This is a genomic window from Rhodanobacter sp. OR87 (genome assembly GCF_000473345.1).
Taxonomy (GTDB): Bacteria; Pseudomonadota; Gammaproteobacteria; order Xanthomonadales; family Rhodanobacteraceae; genus Rhodanobacter; species Rhodanobacter denitrificans.
On record NZ_AXBJ01000024.1, the window covers coordinates 38,769 to 64,606 of the forward strand.

Annotated in this window: 21 protein-coding genes, 3 tRNA genes, 1 other RNA gene and 3 pseudogenes; 22 read left to right on the forward strand and 6 right to left on the reverse strand. The window is 60.8% G+C overall.

Going from position 1 to position 25,838, the window contains the following annotated elements:
• Positions 1–2 precede the first annotated feature (2 nt).
• From purF to RHOOR87_RS19970, 3 genes and pseudogenes are all read left to right on the forward strand, one after another.
• Positions 3–1,478 (forward strand): amidophosphoribosyltransferase, encoded by a 1,476-nt coding sequence (gene purF / locus RHOOR87_RS0115645; protein ID WP_007513103.1) that lies wholly within the window; start codon positions 3–5, stop codon positions 1,476–1,478.
• Between the two features lie 124 nt (positions 1,479–1,602).
• A pseudogene (locus RHOOR87_RS0115650) lies at positions 1,603–1,884 on the forward strand (DUF455 family protein); the annotation flags it as partial.
• Positions 1,885–1,938: 54 nt separating this feature from the next.
• Positions 1,939–3,609: a recombinase family protein gene (locus RHOOR87_RS19970; RefSeq protein WP_081700012.1), complete on the forward strand. Its 1,671-nt coding sequence runs from the start codon at positions 1,939–1,941 to the stop codon at positions 3,607–3,609.
• A 133-nt stretch (positions 3,610–3,742) separates the two neighbouring features.
• Here RHOOR87_RS19970 and RHOOR87_RS20475 read toward each other — a convergent pair whose 3' ends face one another.
• Entirely contained in the window at positions 3,743–4,177 is a 435-nt protein-coding gene (locus RHOOR87_RS20475; RefSeq protein ID WP_153021661.1) for a hypothetical protein, read from the reverse strand.
• 307 nt (positions 4,178–4,484) lie between these two features.
• On the opposite strand from RHOOR87_RS20475, the gene RHOOR87_RS20480 reads away from it, so the two are divergent.
• The 5 genes and pseudogenes from RHOOR87_RS20480 to RHOOR87_RS19325 all read left to right on the forward strand — a co-directional run.
• Positions 4,485–4,904, forward strand: a complete 420-nt coding sequence (locus tag RHOOR87_RS20480; RefSeq protein ID WP_153021660.1) for a hypothetical protein — start codon at positions 4,485–4,487, stop codon at positions 4,902–4,904.
• Between the two features lie 21 nt (positions 4,905–4,925).
• Complete coding sequence (gene mobF / locus RHOOR87_RS19975) at positions 4,926–7,850, forward strand: MobF family relaxase (protein WP_081700013.1); 2,925 nt, start codon at positions 4,926–4,928, stop codon at positions 7,848–7,850.
• Between the two features lie 387 nt (positions 7,851–8,237).
• A complete protein-coding gene (locus tag RHOOR87_RS19980; protein ID WP_081700014.1) occupies positions 8,238–9,524 on the forward strand; it encodes a DUF3987 domain-containing protein in 1,287 nt (428 codons plus the stop codon).
• A 1-nt stretch (position 9,525) separates the two neighbouring features.
• Positions 9,526–9,825, forward strand: coding sequence for a hypothetical protein (locus RHOOR87_RS20485; protein WP_153021644.1), 300 nt, complete (start codon positions 9,526–9,528; stop codon positions 9,823–9,825).
• A 154-nt stretch (positions 9,826–9,979) separates the two neighbouring features.
• Positions 9,980–10,534, forward strand: a pseudogene (locus RHOOR87_RS19325) (ferritin-like domain-containing protein); the annotation flags it as partial.
• A gap of 27 nt (positions 10,535–10,561) precedes the next feature.
• Here RHOOR87_RS19325 and RHOOR87_RS0115670 read toward each other — a convergent pair.
• Positions 10,562–11,893, reverse strand: coding sequence for an erythromycin esterase family protein (locus tag RHOOR87_RS0115670; protein ID WP_231381810.1), 1,332 nt, complete (start codon positions 11,891–11,893; stop codon positions 10,562–10,564).
• Positions 11,894–11,991: 98 nt separating this feature from the next.
• Here RHOOR87_RS0115670 and RHOOR87_RS0115675 point away from each other — a divergent pair, with 98 nt between their 5' ends.
• Together RHOOR87_RS0115675 and RHOOR87_RS0115680 are read left to right on the forward strand one after the other, a co-directional pair.
• A complete protein-coding gene (locus RHOOR87_RS0115675) occupies positions 11,992–13,356 on the forward strand; it encodes an alpha/beta fold hydrolase (protein ID WP_231381811.1) in 1,365 nt (454 codons plus the stop codon).
• Positions 13,357–13,464: 108 nt separating this feature from the next.
• Complete coding sequence (locus tag RHOOR87_RS0115680; RefSeq protein ID WP_231381813.1) at positions 13,465–14,448, forward strand: zinc-dependent alcohol dehydrogenase family protein; 984 nt, start codon at positions 13,465–13,467, stop codon at positions 14,446–14,448.
• Between the two features lie 59 nt (positions 14,449–14,507).
• On the opposite strand, the gene RHOOR87_RS0115685 is transcribed toward RHOOR87_RS0115680, so the two are convergent.
• Positions 14,508–15,158, reverse strand: a complete 651-nt coding sequence (locus RHOOR87_RS0115685) for a BON domain-containing protein (protein WP_007513113.1) — start codon at positions 15,156–15,158, stop codon at positions 14,508–14,510.
• Between the two features lie 149 nt (positions 15,159–15,307).
• Positions 15,308–15,384 (reverse strand) — tRNA-Pro (locus RHOOR87_RS0115690).
• Between the two features lie 166 nt (positions 15,385–15,550).
• On the opposite strand from RHOOR87_RS0115690, the gene hisS reads away from it, so the two are divergent.
• Genes hisS through RHOOR87_RS0115705 form a run of 3 tightly spaced genes read left to right on the forward strand, consistent with a single transcriptional unit; the run spans position 15,551 to position 19,315 of the window.
• Positions 15,551–16,930, forward strand: a complete 1,380-nt coding sequence (gene hisS, locus RHOOR87_RS0115695; RefSeq protein WP_007513134.1) for a histidine--tRNA ligase — start codon at positions 15,551–15,553, stop codon at positions 16,928–16,930.
• A 55-nt stretch (positions 16,931–16,985) separates the two neighbouring features.
• Positions 16,986–18,887: an aromatic amino acid lyase gene (locus RHOOR87_RS0115700; RefSeq protein WP_015447389.1), complete on the forward strand. Its 1,902-nt coding sequence runs from the start codon at positions 16,986–16,988 to the stop codon at positions 18,885–18,887.
• A gap of 29 nt (positions 18,888–18,916) precedes the next feature.
• Positions 18,917–19,315 (forward strand): DUF6165 family protein, encoded by a 399-nt coding sequence (locus RHOOR87_RS0115705; RefSeq protein ID WP_015447390.1) that lies wholly within the window; start codon positions 18,917–18,919, stop codon positions 19,313–19,315.
• A gap of 32 nt (positions 19,316–19,347) precedes the next feature.
• Here the strand turns inward: RHOOR87_RS0115705 and RHOOR87_RS0115710 are convergent, their stop codons facing one another.
• Entirely contained in the window at positions 19,348–20,391 is a 1,044-nt protein-coding gene (locus RHOOR87_RS0115710) for a glycosyltransferase family 9 protein (RefSeq protein WP_015447391.1), read from the reverse strand.
• Between the two features lie 34 nt (positions 20,392–20,425).
• Between RHOOR87_RS0115710 and RHOOR87_RS0115715 the strand changes: the two genes are divergently transcribed.
• The 9 genes from RHOOR87_RS0115715 to RHOOR87_RS0115745 all read left to right on the forward strand — a co-directional run bounded on the left by RHOOR87_RS0115715 (position 20,426) and on the right by RHOOR87_RS0115745 (position 25,506).
• On the forward strand, positions 20,426–21,157 hold the full coding sequence (locus tag RHOOR87_RS0115715) for a 3-deoxy-D-manno-octulosonic acid kinase (RefSeq protein WP_015447392.1): 732 nt from the start codon (positions 20,426–20,428) through the stop codon (positions 21,155–21,157).
• Entirely contained in the window at positions 21,154–21,912 is a 759-nt protein-coding gene (locus RHOOR87_RS0115720) for an MBL fold metallo-hydrolase (RefSeq protein ID WP_027485552.1), read from the forward strand. The genes RHOOR87_RS0115715 and RHOOR87_RS0115720 overlap by 4 nt, the downstream gene beginning before the upstream one ends.
• Positions 21,913–22,009: 97 nt before the next feature.
• Positions 22,010–22,121 (forward strand) — tRNA-Ser (locus RHOOR87_RS20490).
• Between the two features lie 81 nt (positions 22,122–22,202).
• Positions 22,203–22,295, forward strand: a tRNA-Ser gene (locus RHOOR87_RS0115725).
• A gap of 46 nt (positions 22,296–22,341) precedes the next feature.
• Positions 22,342–22,438: signal recognition particle sRNA small type (gene ffs / locus RHOOR87_RS19985), an RNA gene on the forward strand.
• An 82-nt stretch (positions 22,439–22,520) separates the two neighbouring features.
• The gene (gene dnaX / locus RHOOR87_RS0115730) at positions 22,521–24,206 is read left to right on the forward strand and encodes a DNA polymerase III subunit gamma/tau (protein WP_027485553.1); all 1,686 of its coding nucleotides are present in this window, start codon (positions 22,521–22,523) and stop codon (positions 24,204–24,206) included.
• Positions 24,206–24,529: a YbaB/EbfC family nucleoid-associated protein gene (locus RHOOR87_RS0115735; RefSeq protein WP_027485554.1), complete on the forward strand. Its 324-nt coding sequence runs from the start codon at positions 24,206–24,208 to the stop codon at positions 24,527–24,529. Before dnaX ends, RHOOR87_RS0115735 begins: the two co-directional genes overlap by 1 nt.
• Before the next feature lie 13 nt (positions 24,530–24,542).
• Entirely contained in the window at positions 24,543–25,142 is a 600-nt protein-coding gene (recR, locus tag RHOOR87_RS0115740) for a recombination mediator RecR (RefSeq protein ID WP_007513151.1), read from the forward strand.
• Between the two features lie 19 nt (positions 25,143–25,161).
• Positions 25,162–25,506 (forward strand): histidine triad nucleotide-binding protein, encoded by a 345-nt coding sequence (locus tag RHOOR87_RS0115745; RefSeq protein ID WP_007513153.1) that lies wholly within the window; start codon positions 25,162–25,164, stop codon positions 25,504–25,506.
• 59 nt (positions 25,507–25,565) lie between these two features.
• Here RHOOR87_RS0115745 and RHOOR87_RS20830 read toward each other — a convergent pair.
• Positions 25,566–25,838: pseudogene (locus RHOOR87_RS20830) on the reverse strand (DDE transposase); the annotation flags it as partial.

The following is a 25,838-nucleotide window of genomic DNA, read 5'->3' on the forward strand; positions in this document are numbered from 1 at the left end:
CCATGTGCGGAATCATCGGCATTGTCGGTACCACCGAAGTGGCATCGGCGCTCTATGACGGGCTGACGGTGCTGCAGCACCGCGGCCAGGATGCGGCCGGCATCGCCACGGTGGACGGTGCGCGGCTGCGCCTGCACAAGGGCAACGGGCTGGTGCGCGACGTGTTCGGGCAGAGCGCGATGAGCGGCTTGCGCGGGCGCATCGGCATCGGCCACTGCCGCTACCCCACCGCCGGCTCGGAAGGCTCGGCCGAGGCGCAGCCGTTCTACGTCAACTCGCCGTACGGCATCGCGTTCGCGCACAACGGCAACCTGGTCAACACCGATGCGCTGCGCCGCGAGATGTTCCAGGACGACCGCCGCCACATCAACACCGACTCGGATTCCGAAGTGCTGCTGAACGTGCTGGCGCACGAGCTGCAGATCCAGGACCGCATGGCGCTGACCCCGGACCACATCTTCAAGGCGGTGGCCGGCGTGCACGCGCGTGCCCGCGGCGGTTACGCCTGCATCGCGCTGCTGCTGGGCTACGGCCTGATCGCGTTCCGCGACCCCAACGGCATCCGCCCGCTGGTGCTGGGCGAGCGGGTCAACGGCGAGGGCCGCGAGTACGCGGTGGCGTCCGAATCGGTGGCGCTGGACATCCTCGGCTTCAAGCGCATCCGCGACGTGGCGCCGGGCGAGGCGGTGATCATCACCGACGACGGCCAGTTGCATACCCGCCGCTGTGCCGAGGGCGCGCCGCACACGCCGTGCATCTTCGAGTACGTCTACCTGGCGCGGCCGGACTCGATGATCGAGGACGTCTCGGTGTACAAGGCGCGCCTGCGCATGGGCGAGAAGCTGGCCGCGAAGATCCTGCGCGAGCGGCCCGACCACGGCATCGACGCGGTGATCCCGATCCCCGACACCGCACGCACCGCCGCCAGCGCGCTGGCTGGCGCGCTCGGCGTGCCGTTCCGCGAGGGCTTCGTCAAGAACCGCTACATCGGCCGCACCTTCATCATGCCGGGGCAGGGCGAGCGGGTGAAATCGGTACGCCGCAAGCTCAACGCGATCGACCTGGAATTCCGCAAGAAGAACGTGCTGCTGGTGGACGACTCGATCGTGCGCGGCACCACCTCAAAGCAGATCATCCAGATGGCCCGCGACGCCGGCGCCAGGAACGTCTACTTCGCCTCCGCCGCGCCACCGGTGCGCTACCCGAACGTGTACGGCATCGACATGCCGTCGGCCTCGGAGCTGGTCGCCGCCGGGCACACCGAAAAGGAGATCGAGCGGACGATCGGCGCCGACTGGCTGATCTACCAGGATCTCAAGGACCTGATCTGGGCGGTGCAGGACGGCAACGAGGAACTGAAGCAGTTCGACACCTCGTGCTTCTCCGGCGAATACGTCACCGGCCTGGACCGGAGTTACCTGGAACAGATCGAGATGCTGCGCTCGGACGACGCCAAGGCCGCGCGGCGGGCCGGCTGAGCCCCGCATCGCACGCGCAGGAACGCACCTTGTCCGCAAGGGGCTTCCTTCGGTCGTGCGCGATAGCGGTTCGTCACGTGACGGAAAAGCATCGCTCACAAGGTGCGCTCCTGCAGGGTTCGTCGTGACCGATCTGCACACCGCCGCCAAAGCCTGCCTCGACGCCAGCGCGCCGGACGAGAAGCTCCGCCTGACGCACGCGACCTGGCAGGCCTTCGAGCGTGGCGAGTTGCGTGCGGACGCCGCCGCGCCGCCGCCGGTGCCGATCGGCCCGCCCGGTCGCCCGGCGAAGCCGCGGCTGGTCAGTGCGCGCCAGCTTCCGCAGCGCGGCCTGGGCAGCGCGGAAGGCCGCGCGGCGCTGGTGCACGCGGTGGCGCATATCGAGTTCAACGCGATCAAGCTAGCCCCGCCGATTTATATGATGTAAATTCCAGCTAGGCGAAGAGGCAGGAACCTAGCAATGGCAAGGGCTTACGCATACATTCGGTGGTCAACAGCGGTGCAAGGCGAGGGCGACAGCCTTACCCGCCAGACCGCAGGGCTTGACGACTTCAAGACCAGCTACCCCAAGGTTGAGCTGGTACGAAACTATGTAGATGAAGGGGTCAGCAGTTTCTCCGGCAAAAACCGGATCAACGGCGAGCTGGCAACCATGCTCCAAGACGTCGCCAAAGGCAAAATAAAGCCCGGTGACTACATTGTTTGCGAGAGCATCGACAGACTTACCCGCGAAGGCTGGGAAGTCGCTACCGACCTAATAAGAGGCTTGCTGAAGAAGGGGATTAACCTTTACACCACCTTTGACAAAAGGCTTTATGTAAATAGTCGGCTTGAAGATTTTTTAATGATCGGCTTGATTGCCGAAAGAGCAAAAAATGAAAGTGAAACTAAAAGCCTACGGATAAAAGAGGCTTGGAAAAGAAGGACAGCCAACAAAGAAAAGACACTATTTCAAAGCATAGCGCCTTTTGGTCTAACCATTGTGGATGGTCAATACCAAATCAACCAAAAAGAAAAAGAAGAGGTTGAGGAGTTGCTGGAGGTCATCGCTTTGAGCGGTGTGAATAAAGCAATTTCAGTAGTCAACAAATATTCAACTTATCAATGGAACAAATCCAAGGTTCACGCCCTATTGTCAAAAAAGTGGGTTTTGGGTATCCACTCACGAACGGCCAACATCTATACAGAAGTAATTGAAAAAGGGGAGGTCATCGCCAAAAGAAGGAGGCAAAAGATAGTTGAGACTATCGAGGGATTTTATCCTCAAGTTGTCAAAGAGGAGTTATTCAATCGCGCCATTGTTTCCATGGAAGCCCGGAGTTTTCAAAAGAGCGGAGGCAGGCGATCATCTAACTTCAGCAACATTTTTGCCAAGATGATTTTTTGCCATACTTGCCACTCACCACTCTTTTACCAACAATCCAAAAATCCTAACCAAACTAACATCCAGTTTTTTAGGATCTATCATTGCCCAATCTGCATTTGGCAAATGCCGTTCGATGTGGCTTTTTATGAGTTTCTTTATTTTGCCATGCTTGCGGGATTGGGTGCCAGCCGTGAGGTTACAGAGAGCCACCGAGGAGGCGTAGGAGGCAAGCTGACAGGTATCCTTGCCGATGGTAAGGAAAAGCAAGGCGACGACCTGGAGAAGCTCGAGGAGGCTTACTATAAAGCTGTGCGAGATGAGAAGGCAGTATCTTTACAGATGGAAGAATTGGACATCTTCCCTATTCCAAAAATCTTGATCGAAAAAGTCAAGCAAGTCTCAAAACAATTAGAGATTACCAAGAAAGCTTTTGAAGGAGCCAAAGCCAAAGAGGTTGAGGAGGAAGAAATCACCATTGAGGACTTGGTGGAAAAAATGGAGACAGAAAAAGGAAGGCTTGAACTTAGCGCCATCCTTCAAAGTCTAGGGATCAGTCTATTTTTCCACTTCAATAAGGAGGGAGGCACAGGCTACCTAACTATTTACAAAAACCACGAAAAAATATGGTATAGACAATATCAGTACCCCAAGACTAACCGAGGAACCCGAGCCAAAGACATGGTGGAGAAGTTCGGCTTTAATATCATTGAGGTCATGGAAGGGAAAAGCACCCCCCGCCTACGGCGGCCCCCAAGGGGGCTATAAAGGGGGCTGAGCCCCATTGGCCTACGGCTCATTTATTTCTAGATGTTAACCAGCTTTGGCTTTTAGCTTTTCCAATGTGCGAAGCACCGTTAATAGTCCCCCTTGGGGGACCGACGAAGTCGAGGGGGTCAACTTATTTGCCAGCCTTACTCTTCTCATCCATGTATTTTTTATATTCGGGGTTGGGTTCTTTGAGGTTATCCAATTCCTCTTTGGACATTCCAGCAAAGATGGGATCAATCGGTTTACCGCGAACCACGGGATACACTTTGCCTTTGAACTTCCTAATAGTCATAGGAGGAGCATTAGGATCGGACGGCTTTGAGGTCTTGGTGGTTTTGGCTTTTGTCGGCTTGCCAGACTTGACCCTGAAGATAAAGGAAAAGTCAGTCGGGGAGAAGTCAATACCTTGATCAACATAATCCTCAAACTTTGTACGAATTACCTTTACAGCTTCATTCCTCAATTCTTCTCGTGCCTTTTCTTCACGAGTAGCCAAGATGTTCAAAGCGTCCTTTATTTCTTGAGCGCTCAAACTTCCAAGCAATTTCTCCAAATCCACAGCCATCACTTTCTCCTGTCCCATCGGTAAAGTTTGAGGCTAGCAAAAAGGCAAAGGTTCCGCAAGGAGCCTTTTTTTATGCCTTTGGAAAACATAAGGCAAGGCTACCCAGCTTTAAGACTTACCAAGGAAGGGCAAGGCTACCCAGCACAAAGGAGGGCATTTGGATTTACTGAAAAAAGCACTGACAAAAGCGAAAAGCGAAAATCAAAAGCGCCAAATAAAATAGACCACACGCACCATCGAGATGGTAAAAATTAAAATCGCAAAAATCAAGTACCATAGAGAAAAGAAAACATGAGGCATTTACCAAATGAACAATCAAGAACAAGGGGGCAAGGCTACCCAGAATGAAGCCAAAATTATAGAAAATATAGAGGGCAAGCATACCCAGCAGGGAGAGGAGAGAACGGTATCAAACGGGGGTAATGAAAAAGCCAAAAACACCAAAAATACAAAGCGCTTTTGGATCGAGCTGACCAATGAAGAGATAGAACTAATCAAAAAAAGGACAGGTTACCCAGTTCGGGATTCCAAAAAAAACCAAGAGTTTAACGCTCCAGCAGTTAAGCAATTCATCCAAGAACAATTAAGAAATAGCAAAGAGCAGGCAAGAATATGCATTGATGATTTTGCAGATGAGGCGATAAAAACCATCATCGAAAAACTTCAAGAAAGGAAAAGGGAAGAACCACTAAAAGAACTATTTGAAGAAATAGGAACACAAGAATAACAAGAAAAATGGGCAATCATTATGTTAACAGTAACCAATTTAAGTGGAGACGACTTTCGAGAATACATACTTAACGATGTAGTCCAGGTCAACGAAACACCCAATAGCGCCACCGACTACTACGCAAAAAAAGATGGATTTTCACCATTCCCTAATTCCTTTAGGTTGGCAGGAGAAGCAGCAAAAGAGTGGGGATTGGATGGAAATTTTGAGGACAATAAGGAGATATTTACCCAACTTTACGACGGTATCCATCCGCTCACAAGCAAACCTTTAACCCAAGTCCAAAAGAAAAAGTTTCAAAAAGGCGATAAGGTCAAAGGGAAGAATGCAAGAAAATTGGAGGAGGGTGATAAGAAAATTGGAGAGGGCAAGGAAAGACGCGCAGGGTTAGATTGCACATTTAGTGCTCCAAAAAGCCTATCAGTCGCTTTGGCTAAAGCCAAGATTGACGGAGATACAGCGCTTGCAGATGCCATGCTCAAAGCCCATCGAGAGGCGGTGTCTTATGCGATGGAAGAGATGGGGAAAGGAGCAGTAACACGGTCAGGGAGGAGTGGAGTAAAGAAGAACAAGAACAACAAATTATGCTATGCCATGATTGATCATTTTGACGCTAGACCAGTGGGCGATAATTCGCCAGACCCTCAATTACATACCCATGCGATTTTATTTAATTTCGGTATCGACGCCAGCGGAAAATGTCGGGCGATGGAGCAGCTTTCTATCAATCAGCAAGTGAAATATGGCGGAGCGCTATACCGAGCCAAATTGGCGGAAGGTCTCCAAAAAGCCGGATTGGGAATAAAAAATATTAGGGAGATGGGTGAGTTTGGCCCGACCGATAAAGTAGAAATGGAAGTTCAGGGAGTGGGTGAAGAGGCGATGAAGGCCTTTTCAAAAAGAAAAATGGAAGTGATGGATTACATGCTAAAAGAGAAGATTGACGCAAAGGATATTAAAAAGTACCTCAAAAAGATAAGAAGCAGTAAAGGAATTATGTCCTACGCCGAGATGTTGGACGATTGGAAATGGCAAATGAACGCTATGCCAGCTGATCAGTTCCAATTCAAAAGCAATCAAAAAGATGAACTTTCACAGATTGTCGATGATCAGCAAATCTTGGACTATGTCCACGACCTCAAAAAGAAGACATTTGTAACCGAGTACGACATTAAAGCAGTGATTTGCCAAATGTATACAGGCCACCCAGACGCTATCCAGAAGATAGATGAAACAGCAAAAAGGATTATTGAGGGAGATTTAATTACCCATTTAGATAAGGAAAATGGCTTGGGAGAGAGGCTTTATTGCTCAAAAAAGCTAGCTGTATACGACAAAATCATCATGGAGACGGTGAAAAAAGCCAACTCTATCATTGGCAAAAATCAGATCCCAAAAAAGACTATCGGGGACATGGTTGAGAAGTTCCAAAAGGAGCGAGGCTTTCCACCTTCCAAAGAGCAACTTGAAGCAATCAAGGCCCTTACAGGCAAAGAAAATATAACCGTCCTTCGCGGATTAGCTGGCACAGGTAAGACGACCGCTTGCCAAGTGGTAGCCCAATCTTTCGCAAAGGAAGGATGGAAATGCTATGGAGTAGCGGTATCAGCTGATGCGGCTCGACATTTGGAAGAGGATACAGGGATGAAGAGTACCTCCATTGCCAAGTTTTTAAGTGACTATGAGAGAGGAGTAATCAAGCCAGATAGCAACACTTTCATCTATACCGATGAGGTGGGCATGGTTGATATTGAAACAACTTGGAAGTTGATCGATATTCAAAGAAGAACGGGTTGTCGGATGTCTTTTGGAGGCGATTACGACCAACTTTCTCCAGTCGGAGCCGGATCGGGCCTCAAAATATTAGACCGCTGTACACGACCCGCAGAACTTACAGAGATACGACGCCAAAAGAAGATTGCGGCTAAAAGATTAGGGGATAATTTTTACAACATAAACACCAAGAAAGATGCAAAAAAGATGGTTGAGGATATGAAAAGCCTTGATATGGTGGAGAAGTGCGAAAGTGAGGCTCATGCAATTGAGGCGATAGCCAAGGACTATGTTAAGAACAAAAAGGATTACGCGGATAAATTGGTCATGGCTACGACTAACGATGGTGTGAAATATTTGAACCAAATGATCCAGCAGGAACTTGTCAAGAAGGGAGAAAGGAGCGAAGCGCCATTAAACACTATCGGGGATTACGAATATCGAGAAGGCGATAAGGTCAGGTTCAACAAAAGACGAAGGCTAACGGATGCCAACGGCAATGTTAAGGTTATCAACGGCGACGAGGGTACCGTGGTTGGGCAAGATGCCCAAGGTAGGCTTTTGGTTCAAATGGATTCAGGAGATGAGGCTGGGAAGCGTGTAAGCGTCCCCGATAACTTTGACCAATTACAACTTAACTATGCAGTTACAGTGCATAAAAGTCAGGGAAAAAGCATTGATGATTGCTATTTTTACTGCGACAGCCAAGTTAACCGAAACATGGGTCTAGTAGCATATACTCGACATAAAGATAATTTCAAACTCTATGGAAAAGAAGAAATCATCGAGGGACTAAAAGAAAGTTTGGCAATGAAGGATCTAAGCGATGGTGTCTATAATTTCATCACCAAGGAAGATAGGGATGAGGTTGATAGGATCTATCGGGAAGAGTACGAAAAGCTGACGACAGCGCCAGCGGTAGCGGTGGAGGTAGCGCCAGCCGTTCCCCAGGTCCAGCTGTCAGGCATTGACCCATTGATGATTAAGAAGGCTTCCCAAGTCATGGAGGAGCAACAGCAGGCACCCAGAGAGGAACCAGAGGCCACAGCGGTGGAAAGGGAAGTCTTGCGGGTGGCAAGGAAAGATAGATGGAGCAAAGCACCGAGCAAGCTCAGGAAAGAAGTAAGGGAAGAAGTTCAAAAAAAAAGATCATCGAGATTTAAGATCTAATTTTTGAAATATCGGTTACCATAGGGATACCATAATTGTTACTTGTATAAGAAAGCTGCCGAAAGGCGGCTTTTTTATTGCCAAGAATAAAGAGAATATTGAGGCAACGTTTAGACGCTATTGTAGACGCTTTTTGTCTAAACAAAATCCAGTAAAAAATGGCATAAGATAGGGGTTTTGGATGCTGAATTAGCCCAATTTTAGACGTTTAGACAGGGGGGTGGGGGGTAAAAATAGGAATGGCATAAGATAGCCATTCTTGAGGCATTGAGAAAAAGAAGAGATAGAGGACTAAATTAGGTCACCGAGAATAATTTAGACAAAAATAATTAAAAGTCTAAAAATACAGTACCATAAGGATACAAGAACAATTATAAGGTGAAAATCATGGGGAAGTTTAGAGCATCGGTTTCAGATCTAAAACCAAAAAAGAAAGTCAAAAAACCAGCAGGCTTTACTAAATATCTAATCGACAATAAGACACACATTGACGAAATGAAAGGTTGGCTAACTTACGAAAAGCCAATAAAAGAATCAGAAAGGATTTGGGCAGTTGTTCCTCCAGCATCAGGATTAGAAAAAGTCCTTCAAGCTTTTCAGGCAGCAACCGATTCACCCCTTGAGCTTTGTTTAATGTCATATTTCCACTTTGTCAGCGGATACTTACTAAAAGGTGGTGTAACTTATGGCAGTGAAGAATTGGGAGATGGGTTCATTCCATTTTTATGGAATATTGTTGTGGCCGATAGCGGTGCTGCCAAATCATTTAGTGTTACTAAATTAGCCAAATATTCAAATGTAAAGTGTAATTTTCTTGAAGTCGCAAGCGGTGCCAAGTTCTTTGAACATCTAAAAGATTTATTGGATAAGGACGGTTATGCGCTTTGGTTTCTTGATGAGTGCGCCCAATTTTTGAAAGGTTGTCAGCAAATGGGACACCCTTTATTTGAAATAAAAAGTTACCTCCTCAAGATGTATTCGCAAGATCCAATAACACGAAGCACAAAAAAGGGCGGAGACTTAGTTATTGAAAAACCAGTGATGAGCATTCTTGGTATGAATACCGTCGAGAGCTTCATTAAGTCAATAGATGAAGAAAGCCTTACCGATGGCTTTTGTCAAAGGTTCGGGTTGATTAGGGCTAAGCCCGATCCAGAAAGGGAAATTAAGGATTACCCTTTATACAACTACAAGGAAATGGATGGATACCTAATTGACGCATTTAAGAAGATTGATGAGTTAGAACTTAATGGTAAAAACTTTTGGTTCACCAAGGATGCTGAACTTTTGTTTAAGATGGGTTTTCAACAACATTTCTCAAAAAAAATACCGGGATCATTCTACCGCAGAAATCTTTTCAAGGCTTTTTCATATGCAGTGATTTACCATGTTATTCTAGGTAAAGAGAACCTTGAAATTGACGCTGAGGATATGGCATGGGCTTTGAGGATGGTTGAAATACATTTGAACGACATTTTCTTAATCATCGGTACAGACGTTGTTGATGACTTAAAGAAGAAAGTTGAACATACAAAATCATTGGAAAAGAGATTGAGTGAGAAAGGTAAGAATATTAGGCCCTCAGACGTTGTCCACAGTGTTCGAGGAATTGAAAATAAAGACCAAGCGATTGTTGTGATGAAGCTGGCTGGAATTATTGAGAATGGTGAATAATATGAATATTTTAGATGCAGATGATAGAATAAAGCCCCTTAGTGAAATGAATGAAGAGGAAAAGGCACATCTCATGAAGGTAGTGTTTATGTGCTTTAAGCAAGGGAAAATACCAGTTTCCACATATCTAATGTGGAAATATTCAAGCCAAATGACATGTGAAAAAGATGCCGACTTGATGGAGATTAAATTACTTACAGACTACTCGGTAGGCATTGACCCACTTGAACATCCCGAACTTTTCCCCGGAACTGAAGGGTGGACAGAGAAAGACTTTGATAACCTTCGCTCAAAGACTTGAACCAACCCAGCGACACCAAGAAGAAAGCGCCGAGAGGCGCTTTTCTTGTATCTTGAGAGCGGTTTATCAGTAGGAAAAGAAGGATCTACGGCCACAGCGTGGAGCGGTTCGCCGTGCCTTCGGCACCAAGCAAAGCCACACCGCGTAAATGGGAAGTGCCATCAACCTGGCGTGGGATGCGGTGTATCGGTTCCGCGGCATGCCGGCGGACTATTACCGCGACTGGGCCAGCTGCGCCCACGACGAGGCGCGTCATTTCGCCCTGCTGTCCGACCGGCTAGCCGAGCTGGGCCACGCCTACGGCGACTTCGACGCGCACGACGGCCTGTGGGAGATGGCCGCGAAGACGGCCGGCAGCGACACCGCGCGGATGGCGCTGGTGCCGCGCGTGCTGGAAGCGCGCGGGCTGGACGTCACCCCCGGCATGATCGAACGGCTGCGCGGACTCGGCGACGAGCGCACGGTGGCGATCCTGGAAGTGATCCTGCGCGAGGAAGTGGCCCATGTCGCCGCCGGTACCCGCTGGTACCGCCACTGCTGCGAGCGCGACGGCCTCGACCCGATCGAGACGTTCTTCACCCTGCTGCGCGACTGCATGGGCGTCGGCCTGCGCGGCCCGTTCAACCGCCCGGCGCGGCTGCAGGCCGGCTTCGTCGAGGCGGAACTCGACCGACTGGCCGCACTGGTCCCGCCAGCGGCCGCGCGTTGAGGCGAAGCGGTAACGGTTCGTCGTTGCCTACAGGCCCGAAGGGTAGGTGTCCGGTGGCTCGTGGCGGGTCCAGTGTTCGGTGATGTCGAGCGGCTCGACCGCGCTGGTCTCGTCGAGGTGGAACAGGGCGTCGAATTGCCGGCTCAGCGAGGCGCTGAAGTAATGGCTGGCCAGCTCCGTCTCGGGCCGGTACACCACGCCGATGGCCCGTTCGAGCAGCGGCGCGGTCAGCCCTTCGGCCAGCGTGCCGGACAGCGGCAGGAAGAAGCGGTCCAGGCCGCTGGTGTAGAGCAGGTGCTCGCAGCTGTCCTTGTGCGCGGGGCGCACCCAGCGCCTTTCGGCCGGCGCGTCCCAGTCGTGCGCGGCGGTGACGTGGCCGGTATAGGTGGTGAAACCGACCAGCAGGGCCTGCGCAGCGCCGGCCTGCTCGCGCAGCAGCTGACCGACGTTCCATTCGCCGCGCTCGCCCATCTGCGTGGCGCGGGCGTCGCCCAGATGCGAGTTGTGCGCCCACACCACGATGCGGCCCTGCCGCCCCTGTGCGCGCAGGTGCCGGCGCAGGGCGAACAGCGTGTCTACCATGTGCGCGTCGCGCAGGTTCCAGGTGTTGCTGCGGCCGCCGAACATGGCGCGGTAGTACTGCTCGGCATGCAGCACGACGTGCGCGTTGCGTTCGGCGAAGAACTGTTCGTCGCGCGCCGCCGGGCCGTCTTCGGCCAGGTAGGCCGGTGCCTTGCGCAGCAGTTCGACGAGCAGGGCCGCGGCGGCGTCGCGGCAGGGCGGGCGCAGGCCGGTGGCGGCCTCGAAGCCGTAGGTCTGCGGTTCGCGTACGTGGTCCAGCGCGACATAGAGCCGGCGCGCGAGCATGGCCTGGTCGGGGTCGACCGCTTCGAGGTAGTCGATCACCGCGTCGGCCGAGCGGTACAGGCTGTACAGGTCCAGGCCGTAGAAGCCGGCCCGCGCGGCGGCCGGAAGCCCGGCATTGCGGGCCCGCAGCCACTGGATGAATCCGCGTACCGCGTGGTTGCGCCACATCCAGGTCGGGAAGCGCCGGAAGTCGCCGAATGCCTCGTCGATCGAGGCGTCGCCGACGCCGCGGACGTGGCGATTGAGGCGGTACGCGTCGGGCCAGTCGGCTTCCACCGCCACCGCATCGAAACCCAGTTCCCCGATCAGCCGGCGGGTGATCTCCTCGCGCATCGCGTAGAACTCGTGCGTGCCGTGGGTGGCCTCGCCCAGCAGCACGAAGGGGCGTTCGCCCACCATGCGCAGCAGCGGATCGTAGTCGCGATCGTCGCCGTCGAGCGGCACTGCCGCGTCGCGGATGGCGTCGAGCAGGGGAGGGTGGCGGACGATCACGGGCGCCTCCATACACGCGGTCGCCGCAGCGGCGATGGCGCCAGCTTGGCAGCGGAACCGGGTGCCATGTTGATGCAGGTCAACAAGTGCGGCGGCGGATGGCACACAGTACGCCACAGGCACGCTGGCTGCCGCCGGTGCCGTGCGGCGCCGCGCTGGAGTGCATCCCGATGGTCTCACTGCCGTTTCTCGATCGCGACGATGCCGGCCGGCAACTGGCCGACGCGCTGGCCCACTACCGGGGCACGCAGCCGGTGGTGCTGGCGATTCCGCGCGGCGCGGTGCCGATGGGGCTGGTAGTCGCCGACGCGCTGGGTGGCGAGCTGGACGTGGTGCTGGTGCGCAAGCTCGGCGCACCGGGCAACCCCGAGTTCGCCATCGGCGCGGTGGACGAACACGGCAGCGTGCTGCTCAATGAATACGCCGCCGAGGCGGGCGCCGACACCGCCTATACCCGGCGCGTCGCGCAGCGCGAGTTGGCGCTGATCCGCGAGCGTCGTGCGCGCTACCGCCCCGGCCGGCCTGCGACGGTTCTCGCCGGGCGGATGGTCATCGTGGTCGATGACGGCCTGGCGACCGGCGCCACGATGGTGGCGGCATTGCGGGCGGTTCGCGCGCAGGGGCCGGCGCGACTGGTCTGCGCGGTACCGGTGGCCGCGGCGGACAGCCTGGCGCGCGTGTCCGCCCTGGCCGACGAGGTCGTTTGCCTGGCGACGCCGCGCCCGTTCCATGCGGTCGGTTCGCACTATCTCGATTTCGACAGTGTCGCCGACGAAGAGGTGATCGCCCTGCTGGCCGGCCCGGCCGCCAAGGGGGCACCGGCGTCGCTGCCGCCGGAAGGCCCGGTTCATATCCCCGCCGGGCAGGTGGTGCTCGAGGGCGACCTCGTCTCCCCGCCGTCGCCGCGCGGCCTGGTGCTGTTCGTGCATGGCAGCGGCAGCAGCCGGCACAGCACGCGCAACCGTTACGTCGCCTCCGTACTGAATCGACGCGGTTTCTCCACGCTGCTCTTCGACCTGCTGACGCCGCAGGAGGATCGCGACACGGCCGCGCGCTTCGACGTGCCGCGACTCGCCCGGCGACTGGACGCGGCCGTGCAATGGGCGCGGCAGCAGGTCGCCCTGCGCGATCTGCCGCGCGGCCTGTTCGGCGCGAGCACGGGCGCCGCTGCTGCGTTGATGGTGGCCGCGGCCCGGCCCGGCGAGATCGACGCGGTGGTATCGCGCGGCGGACGCCCGGATCTGGCCGACACGTCCAGTCTGTCGCGCGTGCAGGCGCCGACGCTGCTGATCGTGGGAGGCGCCGACCTGCAGGTGCTGGAGCTCAACCGGGCGGCCCAGGCGGCGATGCCGCAGGGCGCGAGCCTCACCGTGGTGCCGGGGGCCACCCATTTGTTCGAGGAACCCGGCGCGTTGGAACAGGTGGCGGCCATCGCTGCCGACTGGTTCGCGCGCTGGCTCTGACGCGCGTGCGGCAGGCCGCTCCGGAGCGGCGCTTGGAGGTCCTCCGTGGCCGCCGCCGACGTTCGCTTCCATCACGCACGACGCCGCAGGAGAACTGCCGTGTTCGCCATGGTACTGACCGCCATCGGCCAGCCGCTGAGCTTGCGGGAACTGCCCGACCCGCAGCCGGCGGCGGGGGAGGTCCGCTTGCGCGTCGAGGCCTGCGGGGTGTGCCGCACCGACCTTCACGTGGTCGACGGCGAACTGCCGCAGGTGACGCCGCCGGTCATCCCGGGGCACCAGATCGTCGGCATCGTCGAGGCGCTGGGTGAGGGCGTGACGACTCCGGCCGCCGGCGACCGGGTCGGCGTGCCGTGGCTGGGGCACGCCTGCGGTGTGTGCCGGTACTGCATCATGGGCGCCGAGAACCTGTGCGATGCGCCGCAGTTCACCGGTTACACGCGCCCGGGCGGATTCGCCAGCCATGTGGTCGCCGAGGCGGCCTACTGCATTCCGCTGGACCGCCACGCCGACCCGGTGGCGCTGGCGCCGTTGCTGTGCGCGGGCCTGATCGGCTGGCGCTGCCTGTCGAAGGCGGGCGCGGCCGATGCGCTGGGCCTGTACGGCTTCGGCGCGGCGGCGCACGTCATTGCCCAGGTCGCGCGCTGGCAGGGCCGCCGGGTGTTTGCGTTCACCCGGCCAGGCGATGCTGAAGGGCAGGCGTTTGCGCGCTCGCTGGGAGCGGCGTGGGCAGGCAGCTCCCTCGATCGGCCGCCGCAATGGCTGGATGCGGCGATCGTGTTCGCGCCGGACGGCGGCCTGATACCGCTGGCCCTGCAGGCGGTGCGCAAGGGCGGCCGCGTCGTGTGCGGCGGCATCCACATGTCGCAGATCCCGGCGTTTCCCTACCGGCTGCTATGGGAGGAACGGCAGTTGCTGTCGGTGGCGAACCTGACCCGCGGGGACGCGAAGGACTTCTTCGCCGTGGTGCCGCAGGCGGGCGTGGCGACCACCACCGTCGCATACCCGCTCGATCGGGCGAATGAGGCGCTGTCCGACCTGCGCCACGGCCGTATTCGCGGTGCTGCGGTGCTGACCTGCCAGCCCGGCTGACGCATGGCGCGGCCGCCGGGATCGGCACCCCAGGCGCCGATCCTTGCGCCGCTGCCGGCTCAACTGATCCGCAGATGGTCCTCGACCATGCGCACGCCGGGCGTGGACCATGCGGCACGCTCGACCGCGCGGCGCTCCTCCCAGTTGTCGACGTCGCCCTCGATGCTCACCGTGCCGCCGTCGTCGACCACGACGCGGATCCTGGCCGCCTCGATTTCGGCCTGGCGCCGCAGCGCGTTGCGGATGCGTTCCTCGACGTCGGCAGGAATCGCCGCCGGCGTCAGCGCGATCGCGTTGGTCACCCCGAGCACGCCCGACAAGCGGCGAACGCTGGCTTCCGCTGCCTCGCGCTGGTAGTTCCAGCGCACCTCGCCGGTCAGCGTGACCCAGCCGTCCTGGACCTTCACATGCACCGCGTCATGCGGCGAGGGCGAGCTCCAGGCGAGGATGTTGAGCGCGCGCTGGGCAATCTCATCGTCGTTGGTCTTCTTGGCCGCGGCGAAGCGCACCTGGATTTCCTGCGCGATCGCCTTGACGCCCTTGACGCGCCATGCGGCACGTTCGGCGGCGACCTTTTGCGTGTAGCTCGGGACGTGTCCGGAGAGCGTGATCACTCCGTTCTCGCATGTCACGCCGATGTCCGCCGCATCGATGCTGGGCTCGAAGTCCAGCTCGTCGATCACGTCCTGCCGCAATTGTTTGTCGCTCATCGCACACCTCCGGGGAGGGAGCCAGGGGAGAGTGCATTACCGTCCCGTTCCACCGCTGCCGTATTGATCGACGTCAACGCACGTCGCGTTTGCCGGCATCCGCCGCCACGAAAAAGGCCACCCGGTGAAGGGTGGCCTTTTTCGTGATCTGGTCGGGGTGACAGGATTCGAACCTGCGACTTCTACGTCCCGAACGTAGCGCTCTACCAGGCTGAGCTACACCCCGTGGGAAGCCGCGTATCTTAATCGCCGATCGGGGGCTTGGCAACAGCTTCGATGCATCCGCTGGACGATCCGCTGGGGAAGGGCGGCGGCGTTCTGTTAATCTTGACGGCTGCCGTCGTGCGGCCTGTCACGCGACGGAACGTCTCCCATCGTCAGTAGAGGATTCCATGGCGCTTACCCCGGCCCGCACCATGCCCGGCGTGCTCGAGCTGCTGCCGCTCGACCAGATCGCGTTCCAGCGCATGCTCGACGTGATCCGCCGCAACTACGAGCGCTTCGGTTTCCTCCCGGTCGAGACGCCGGTGATCGAATACTCCGACGTGCTGCTGACCAAGAGCGGTGGCGAGACCGAGCGGCAGGTGTACTTCGTGCAGTCCACCGGCGCGCTGGGCAAGGCCGACGAGGGCACACCCGAACTGGCGCTGCGCTTCGACCTCACCGTGCCGCTGGCGCGCTACGTGGCCGAGCATGAGCGCGACCTCAGCTTCCCGTTCCGCCGCTACCAGATGCAGAAGGTGTACCGCGGCGAACGCGCGCAGCGCGGGCGCTTCCGCGAGTTCTACCAGTGCGACATCGACGTGATCGGCAAGGACACGCTGTCGGTGCGCTACGACGCCGAGATCCCGGCGGTGATCTACAGCGTGTTCCGCGAGCTGGCGATCGGGCCGTTCACCATCCAGCTCAACAACCGCAAGCTGATGCGCGGCTACTTCGAGAGCCTGGGCATCGTCGATGGCGAGCAGCAGATGCTGGTGCTGCGCGAGGTGGACAAGCTGGACAAGCGCGGCGCCGACTACGTGCGCGACACGCTGACCGGCGAAGCGTTCGGCCTGAGCGCCGAGGTGGCGGCGAAGATCCTCGCCTTCGTGCAGGTGCGTTCCACCACGCTGCAGGATGCGCTGGACAAGCTCGATGCGCTCGGCGCCGGCCCGGAAGCGATGGAGCAGGGGCGCAGCGAACTGAAGGAAGTGCTGGGCCTGATCCACGCGTTCGGCGTGCCACAGACGCACTACGCGCTGAACCTGTCAATCGCCCGCGGTCTCGACTACTACACCGGCACGGTCTACGAGACCACGCTGAACGACCACCCGCAGATCGGTTCGATCTGCTCCGGCGGGCGCTACGAGAACCTGGCCGGCCAGTACACCAAGTCGCACCTGCCCGGCGTCGGCATCTCGATCGGCCTGACCCGGTTGTACTGGCAGCTGCGCGACGCCGGCCTGATCGATACGGCGAAGAGCACCGTCGACGTGCTGGTGACCCAGATGGACGAGGCGCAGCTGCCGGCCTACCTGGCGCTGGCCGGCGAGTTGCGTGGTGCCGGCATCGCCACCGAGGTGGTGCTGGAAGGCGGCAAGCTGGGCAGGCAGTTCAAGTACGCCGACCGCGCCGGCATCCGCTTCGTGGTGGTGCTGGGCGAGGACGAACTGGCCCGCGGCGTGGTGACGGTGAAGGACCTGCGCCGCGAGGACCAGTTCGAGGTGGCGCGCGGCGAACTGGTCAAGACGCTGCGGGTGGAGCTGGAGCAGGCCGCGGCGATGGGCTGAGTGCCACCTTCCCGGTGATCCATGACAGACGACGCAATCCATCCATGAGGCAGCAGTGAGCACAACCGATACCATCGTCCTCGACGGCAACAGCCTCACCCGCGCCCAGCTGGTGGCGGTGGCGCGCCACGGCAACAAGGTTACGCTGGCCCCGGCCGGACTCGCGCGGGTGCAGCGCGCCGCCGATTTTCTCGCCGACAAGGTCAGCTGCGGCGAACCGACCTACGGCGTCACCACCGGCTTCGGCAGCAACGCCGACAAGCTGCTCGGCGCGCATCGCGTGCGCGACGAGTTGCCGGGCGGGAATCCGCACGCGCCCGAGGGCACGCTGCTGGAGGAGCTGCAGCACAACCTGATCATCACCCACGCCGTATGCGTGGGCAAACCGTTCGGCGAGGACGTGGTGCGGGCGATGCTGCTGATCCGCATCAACACGCTGATGCGCGGTCACTCCGGCATTCGCGTGAGCACGCTCGAAGCGCTCGCGGCGATGCTCAACGCCGGCGTGGTGCCGGTGGTGCCGGAGAAGGGCTCGGTCGGCGCCAGTGGCGACCTGGCACCGCTGTCGCACCTGGCGATCGTGCTGCTCGGCGGCGGCGAGGCGTTCTACCAGGGCGAGCGGATCAGCGGCGCCGAGGCGCTGAAGCGCGCCGGGCTCGCGCCGATCCGGCTGTCATTCAAGGAAGGCCTGGCGCTCAACAACGGCACCGCGCAGATGCTGGCGACCGCCGCGCTGGCGCTGGATGCGCTGGAGCATCTGCTGGATACCGCCGACCTCGCCGCGGCGATGACGCTGGATGCCTTCGCCGGTCGCAGCGGCGCCCTGCGCGCGGACGTCCACGCGCTGCGCCCGCACCCGGGCCAGGTGGAGACCGCGGCACACGTGCGCGAACTGCTGGGCGATTCCACCCTGCTCGACATCCCCTACCACCTGGTGCCACGCTTCAAGCCGTGGAGCGCCGAGGCGTGGAGCGAGCCGGACGACCAGGCGCTCAGCTTCGACATCGGCTGGGACTGGGTGCCGGCCAACCAGCGCCACGGCCGCGAGGCGTTCTACCGCCGCTTCCTGCCGTTCAAGGGCGGCAAGAAACACCAGCCGCAGGATGCCTACAGCCTGCGCTGCATGCCGCAGGTGCACGGCGCGGTGCGCGATGCGTGGGCGCAGGCGTGCCGGGTGATCGACATCGAGCTGAACGCGGTCACCGACAACCCGCTGATCTTCCCGGACAACGACGATGCGCCGTTCATCGAGGAGCAGGTGATCTCGGCCGGCCACTTCCACGGCATGCCGCTGGCGTTGGCGATGAGCTACGTGAAGGCGGCGATCCCGGTGCTCGCCTCGATCTCCGAGCGGCGCCTCAACAAGCTGGTCGACCCGGCCACCAACGACGGCCTGCCGGCCTTCCTCACCGGCAACGAGGACGGCACCGACTCCGGCTTCATGATCGTGCAGTACACCGCCGCGGCGCTGGTCAACGACCTCGCCACGCGCGCGCATCCGGCCAGCGTGTACTCCGTGCCGACCAGCGCGAACGCCGAGGATCACGTCTCGATGGGCGCGAACGAGGCGCGCCACGTGCTGGAGATGATGGAGGATCTCGCTCACGTGCTGGCGCTGGAGCTGTACACCGCCGCGCAGGCGCTGGACTACCGCCAGGAAATGCTGAACGCGGCGCGCCGGCTGGCCAGCCGTGGCGGCTGGCCGGCGCTGGCGGCGAAGATCGCCAACGCGCCACGCGAGGACCAGCCGCACTACGCCCAGTTCGTCGCCGAAGTGCAGCAGCTCGCCGCGGCGCTGGCCCATGCCGGCGATTTCCATGCCGGCGCCGCCGTGCGTACCGCCCACGCGACCCTGCGCCAGCACATCGGCTTCATGCATCGCGACCGCGCGATGGACGGCGACGTGCGCACGGTCTGCGCGCTGGTGCAGCAGGGCGCACTTCGCCCGGCGGCGTGACTCATCCTTTTTTGACGGAAGCCAAGACCATGAGCCTGATCCAGACCCCGGTGTCCTACGGCGAGCTGATCGACAAGATCACCATCCTGGAAATCAAGTCGCGGCGGATCGCCGACGCGGCCAAGCTGGCCAACGTGCGCAACGAGCTGGACCTGCTCAACGCGACCTGGGCCCATGACGCGGCCTCGCGCACCGACATTTCCGGCGAGCGCGCGCATTTGCTGGCGGTCAACGAGCTGCTGTGGGACATCGAGGACCGCATCCGCCTGAAGGAGAAGGCGCAGGCGTTCGATGCCGAGTTCATCGAGCTGGCGCGTTCGGTGTATTTTCGCAACGACGAGCGCGCCGCGTTCAAGCGCGAGATCAATCTCAAGCTCGGTTCGCAGCTGGTCGAGGAAAAGTCGTACCAGGATTACCGCGCGGTGTAATGAGGTGCGCGTAGGGGCCCACTGGTGGGCTCCTACAACAGGTGCATGGCCTGCGCCGCGGCCTCGTAGCGTTCGATCACCTCGTCCACGCCGATCAGATCCATCACGCCGGGCTTCTCGATCTTCGTGCCCCAGGGAATCTCGCTGGCCGGCCTGCCCAGGTACTTGCGCGCCGCTTCGTCGTACTTGTCCACGCACCAGCGGCGGTCGGAGTAGGGGCCGGAACGGTGCGGGTTGCTGGCCGCGTGCAGGCCGAGCACGCGGGTGCCCACGGCGTTGGCCATGTGCATCGGGCCGGAGTCGGGGGTCAGTAGCAGTTGGGCGCGGCCGAGCAGGGCCAGCAGTTTCTTCAGCGTGTCCTTGCCGGTGAGGTCGAGCGGCGGCGACTTGCATGTCGCCAGCACGGCGTCGGCCGCCGCGCGCTCGAAGGCGGAGGGGCCGCCGACCAGCGCCACGCGCCAGCCGCGGGAAGCGGCGTGGTCGATCACCGCGGCGTAACGCTCCGGCCGCCAGTTGCGCAGCGCATGGCTGGAGGTGGGACTGACCAGCAGGGTCGGCGCCTCGCCGGGCAGCTGTTCGGCGGCCCAGGCGTGCGCCTCGTCGGGAACCGGGATGTCCCAGCGTACCTGGGTCTGCTGCAGTCCCAGCGGTTCGCAGAAGCTGCCGATCGCGTCGAGCACATGTTCGCCGGTTCGCGCCGGGATGCGCTCGTTGACCACCAGGCCGTGCAGGTCCTTCGCACGGGCGCGATCGTAGCCGATGCGCCGCTCGGCCTTGATGCCCAGGCTGAGCAGGTTCGAGCGCATGGCGACCTGCATCTGCAGCAGCGCGTCGAAACGCCGGCCGCGCAGCGCCGCATGCACCGCGCGCATGCCGGCCCAACCGGCGGCCTTGTCGAAGGTGACGAACTCCACGCCGGGCAGGTCGCCGACCAGCTTGCGTTCCAGCTTGCCGACGATCCAGGTCAGCGTGGTTTGCGGCCACGACTGCTGCAGGGTGCGCACCAGCGGCACCACGTGGGTGACGTCGCCGATGGCGGAGGTGCGCAACAGGCAGATCGAGGAAGGGCTGGTCATGAGGCTGGGTTAGAATCCGGGACAGTCACCGGGCATGATGATGCAGGAACGAACCCACACCGATGCCGAAGGCGCGATTCTGTTCGACGCCGAGGTATCGCCACAAGTCGGGCACGACTGGTTCGCGCCGGACTACTGGCGCCAGCGCGGTGCGCTGCGCACGCAGGCCGGTGGCCGCGGCGGCGTGGCGATCGTTGCCGCACCGGTGGGTGAATGCGTGCTGCGGCATTATCGTCGCGGAGGCCGGGTCGCCGCGCTGATGGGCGACCGGTATTTTTGGACCGGCGCCGACCGCACGCGTCCGTTCGTGGAGTTCCGTGTACTTGCCGAGATCGCCCGGCTGGAATTGCCCGGCCCGCCGGTAGTGGCCGCGCGGTACCGCCGGCATGGCCTGTTCTATAGCGCCGACCTGATCACCCGCCGCATCGCCGGCGCGCAGACCCTGGCCGAATGCCTCGCCGCCGGTCGGCTGGATGGCGAGCTGGCGGAGGAGGTCGGTGCGCTGGTGGCGCGTTTCCATCGCGCCGGCGTCTGGCATGCCGACCTGAACGCGCACAATGTGCTGGTGGCGCCCAGCGCGCTGTACCTGATCGACTTCGACCGCGGACGCATGCGCATCCCGGCCGCGGGCTGGCAGCGGGCGAACCTGCGACGCCTGCGCCGGTCGCTGCTCAAGCTGGGCGCGGCTGCCGACGGCGAAACGGCATTCGAGAAGAACATCTGGCAACCGCTGCTGTACCGCTACGAGCGTACGCTGACTCCATGAACTGGCATCTGCATTTTCTCGGCGTGGGCGCCGCGCACGCGGTGGCACTGGGCTCGTCGGCGGTGGTGCTGGAACGTGCCGGTGTGCCGATGCTGCTGGTCGACTGCGGCCCCGACACGCTCGACCGCTACATGGCGGCGTACGACGCGTTGCCGCCGGCGGTGTTCATCACGCATACCCACATGGACCACGTGGCCGGACTGGAGCAGCTGTTCATCCGCCTGTGGTTCGACCCGCACCTGCGCGGCACCACCCGGGTGTTTGCCCACGCCGCGCTGGTGCCGTGGCTGCAGGCCCGCGTGGCCGACTACCCCGGTGCGCTGGCCGAGGGCGGTGCCAACTTCTGGGAGGCGTTCCGGCTGGTGCCGTGCACCCGCGGTTTCTGGCTGGATGGCCTGTGGTTCGACGTGTTCGCCACCCGCCACCACGTACCGGGCACCTCGTACGGCCTGGCGCTGGACGGCAGCTTCATCTTCACCGGCGACACCCGGCCGATTCCCGAGATGCTGGCCAGCCGTGCCGGCAGCGACGAGATCATCGCCCACGACTGTGGCCTGGTCGGCAATCCGTCGCACACCGGCATCGACGACGTCGAACGCGAATATCCCGAAGCGTTGCGCGCCCGGCTGCTGCTGTACCACTACGGCAGCGAGGCCGACGGCACCGCGCTTGCTTCGCTCGGCTATCGCATTGCCAGCCCCGGCGAACGCATTGCCCTGTCCGCCCCGATGGAACCCAGGGGCGACGCTGGCTGAATCGGCGCGGGCTTGCTTGCCTGTATGGCCCTGCTGCCGGTATTCTTGCGGACTCTTTGCAGGACTGGATTGCCGCAAGGAGGGTCAAGTCCGCGGAGAGGTGTCCGAGTGGTTGAAGGAGCACGCCTGGAAAGTGTGTATACGGCTTAACCCCGTATCGCGGGTTCGACAAATTCGTCCGGAACGAATTTGGACAGCCGCCAGGCTGGCCCCGAACGCCAGTGAGGGGTGAGGCTCAGGATGAGCCGAACAATCCCGCCCAGTGCGAGATGGTGCGATAAAGATTTTGCGGAGAGGTGTCCGAGTGGTTGAAGGAGCACGCCTGGAAAGTGTGTATACGGCTTAACCCCGTATCGCGGGTTCGAATCCCGCCCTCTCCGCCAGTTTCGAGTGAGTCACGACTGCCGTCGTGCACGTCCATGGTGGCCCCGTCGGTCCCCCCGCGACGATAGTTCGCAAACTCCGCCAGGTCCGGAAGGAAGCAACGGTAGCGAATGATTCGGGTGCCGGGGTGTGGCTGGCGGGGCCGCCGCCATTTCGGGGTCGTCGTTTACTGACTTACCCTGCCTGACTTGGCACAATCACCTTTCGCCCCAAGGTAGTCAGGCATGTCTTATCAGGTACTCGCCCGCAAGTGGCGCCCGCGCAAGTTCGCCGAACTGGTCGGGCAGGAACACGTGGTACGCGCGCTGACCAATGCGCTGGACACCGGGCGCATGCACCACGCCTACCTGTTCACTGGCACCCGCGGCGTCGGCAAGACCACCATCGCGCGCATCTTTGCCAAATCGCTGAACTGCGAGCGCGGCCAGTCGGCCGATCCCTGCGGCGAGTGCTCGGTGTGCACGGCGGTGGACGAGGGGCGTTTCGTCGACCTGCTGGAGATCGACGCGGCCAGCAACACCGGCGTGGACGACGTGCGCGAGGTGATCGAGAACGCGCAGTACGCGCCGTCGCGCGGCCGCTTCAAGGTGTACCTGGTCGACGAGGTGCACATGCTGTCGAAGAACGCGTTCAACGCGCTCTTGAAGACGCTGGAGGAGCCGCCGCCGCACGTGAAGTTCCTGCTCGCCACCACCGACCCGCAGAAGTTGCCGGTGACGGTGCTGTCGCGCTGTCTGAAGTTCAACCTGAAGCGGCTGCTGCCGGAACAGATTTCCGGCCAGATGCGGCACATCCTCGCTGCGGAAAACATCGCCTACGAAGACAGTGCGATCGGCGAGCTGGCCCGCGCCGCGGACGGTTCGCTGCGCGACGGCCTGTCGCTGCTGGACCAGGCGATTGCCTACGGCGGCGGCGCGCTGCATGCCGATGACGTGCGCAACATGCTGGGCAGCGTGGCGCGCGGTCAGGTGCTCGGCGTGCTCGACGCGCTGGCTGCCGGCGACGGTGAGCGGCTGCTGGTTGAATGCACGCAGATCGCCTCGTACTCGCCGGACTTCGGCGGCGTGCTGGACGACATCGCCAGCGTGCTGCACCGGCTGCAGCTGATCCAGCTGATTCCCGGCTACCGGCCGGACGAGGACGGTGCCGACGACGATGCGCTGACCGCGCTGGCCGGGCGGATCACGCCGGAAGACGTGCAGTTGTACTACCAGATCGCCACCGCGGGTCGCCGTGATCTGGCGCTGGCGCCGGATGCGCGCACCGGTTTCGAGATGGCGCTGTTGCGCATGCTGGCGTTCCGTCCTGGCGACGGTGTGCCGGCCGTGCATGCCGAACGGCCCACCACGGTTGGCCCGGCAGCGGTGGCACGCCCCGCGCCGGCGGCACCGATGCGACCTGCTGCGACGCTGGAACCGCGGCATGGTGCTTCACCGCCGCGAACGACACCCGCACCCACCGCGGCGCCGGCCGGCGCCGCCGCCCCGGTGGCCCGCGACGCCAACGGATTACCGGACTGGGAGGCCCTGATCGAGTGCGCCAGCCTGCGCGGGCCGTTCGGCCTGCTGGCGCAGAATGCGGTATTGCGCGAGCGCGACGGGCAGACCCTGGTGCTGGCGCTGCAGCCGGCGCACATGAGCCTGGCGGTGGAGCCGATGGTGAGCCAGATGGAGGAGCGCATCGGCCACGCGCTGGGCGAGCGCATCCGCCTGCGTTTCGTCAACAGCAGCCAGACTGCCGCCGCGCAGACCCCGGCGGCGCGTGCCGCACAGGCGCGCGATGCGGCGCAGGCCGCGGCCGAGCAGGCGATCGAGGGCGATCCGCTGGTGCAGTCGCTGAAGCGTGAGTTCGGCGCGCGTGTGGTGCCGCAGTCCATCAAACCTTTTGACAGCGAATCGGGAGCCGTGTGATGAGAGGACAGATCGGCCAGCTGATGCAGCAGGCCCAGCGCATGCAGGAAGACATGAAGCGCGCGCAGGAGGAAATCGCGAAACTCGAAGTCACCGGCAGCGCCGGCGGTGGCCTGGTCAGCGTGGTGATGACCGGTGCGCACGAAGTGCGTCGCGTGCAGATCGACCGGCAGACGTTTGCCGACGATCCCGAGATGGCCGAGGACCTGGTCGCCGCCGCGATCAACGACGCGGTGAACAAGGTGGCCGAAGTCAGCAAGAACAAACTTGGCGGCGTCACCGCCGGGATGAACCTGCCGGCCGGCTTCAAAATGCCGTTCTGAGGCTTGGAATCGAATGAGCGGTTCCCCCCTCCTCGCCGACCTGATCGAAGCCCTGCGCTGCCTGCCCGGCGTGGGCGGCAAGAGTGCGCAGCGGATGGCCTTCCATCTGCTGGAGCGCGAACGCGAGCGCGGGCTGAAGCTGGCGGCGGTGATGGAGCAGGCAATGCGGCGCATCGGCCATTGCGAGCGCTGCCGCAACTTCAGCGAGGAGCCGCTGTGCGCGCTGTGTTCCAGCTCCAGCCGCGAGCGCCAGGTGCTGTGCGTGGTGGAGTCGCCGACCGACCTGGCGGCGATCGAGCAGGCCACCGGCTACCGCGGCCAGTACTTCGTGCTGATGGGCCGGCTGTCGCCGCTGGACGGACTGGGCCCGGAAGAACTGGGACTGGCGCAACTGACCCAGCGCCTGGGCGAGGGCGAGATCGAGGAGCTGATCATCGCCACCAACCCGACCGTGGAAGGCGAAGCCACCGCGCATTACCTGGCCCAGCTGGCCCGTGCCGGCGGCGTGCGGCCGACCCGGCTGGCGCATGGCGTGCCGCTGGGCGGCGAACTGGAATACGTCGACCGCAGCACGCTGGCGCATGCATTCGGCGGCCGGCAACTGCTCGATTGATTACCGCAAGGGAACTCTCATGACCGACACGATTTTCAGCAAGATCGTCCGCCGCGAGATTCCGGCCGACATCGTCTACGAAGACGACGAGGTACTGGCGTTCCGCGACCTGAATCCGCAGGCGCCGGTGCACCTGCTGTTCATTCCGAAGCAGCCGCTGGCCACGCTCGATGACGCGACGGAGGGCGATGCCGAACTGCTCGGCAAGTTGCTGCTGGCCGCGGCGGCGTACGCGAAGCGGGAAGGTTTCGCCGGGCAGGGCTATCGCACGGTGATCAATTGCAACGAGGACGGCGGGCAGACCGTGTACCACCTGCACGTCCACCTGCTGGCCGGGCGCCGCATGCACTGGCCGCCGGGCTGAGCGCGCAGCCGCCGCATCCCGCATACGAAAACGCCGGCTCGAAGCCTAATGCCAGTCAGTTAAGACAGACTGGCATTTTTCGTGGGGTATTTGTGGGGTCGGCGTTTGACTTCACGGGGACAAGATCGTTGTCGTCGTGCGGGCAACAGATAGATGTGGGCTTGCTGTCGGAGGCGGGCGAGTCGTTTGGGAAAGGCGCCGGGTGTTTCCAGCGGGGCGTATCGCAACTCGGCCACGATGGCGCGCGTGAACCCCTGGAAGCTGAGCCGGGTCGGTGGCACGCCCAGCTCACCAGCGGTTTGGTGCATTTCCCAGCGCAGCAGGTTGTAGGC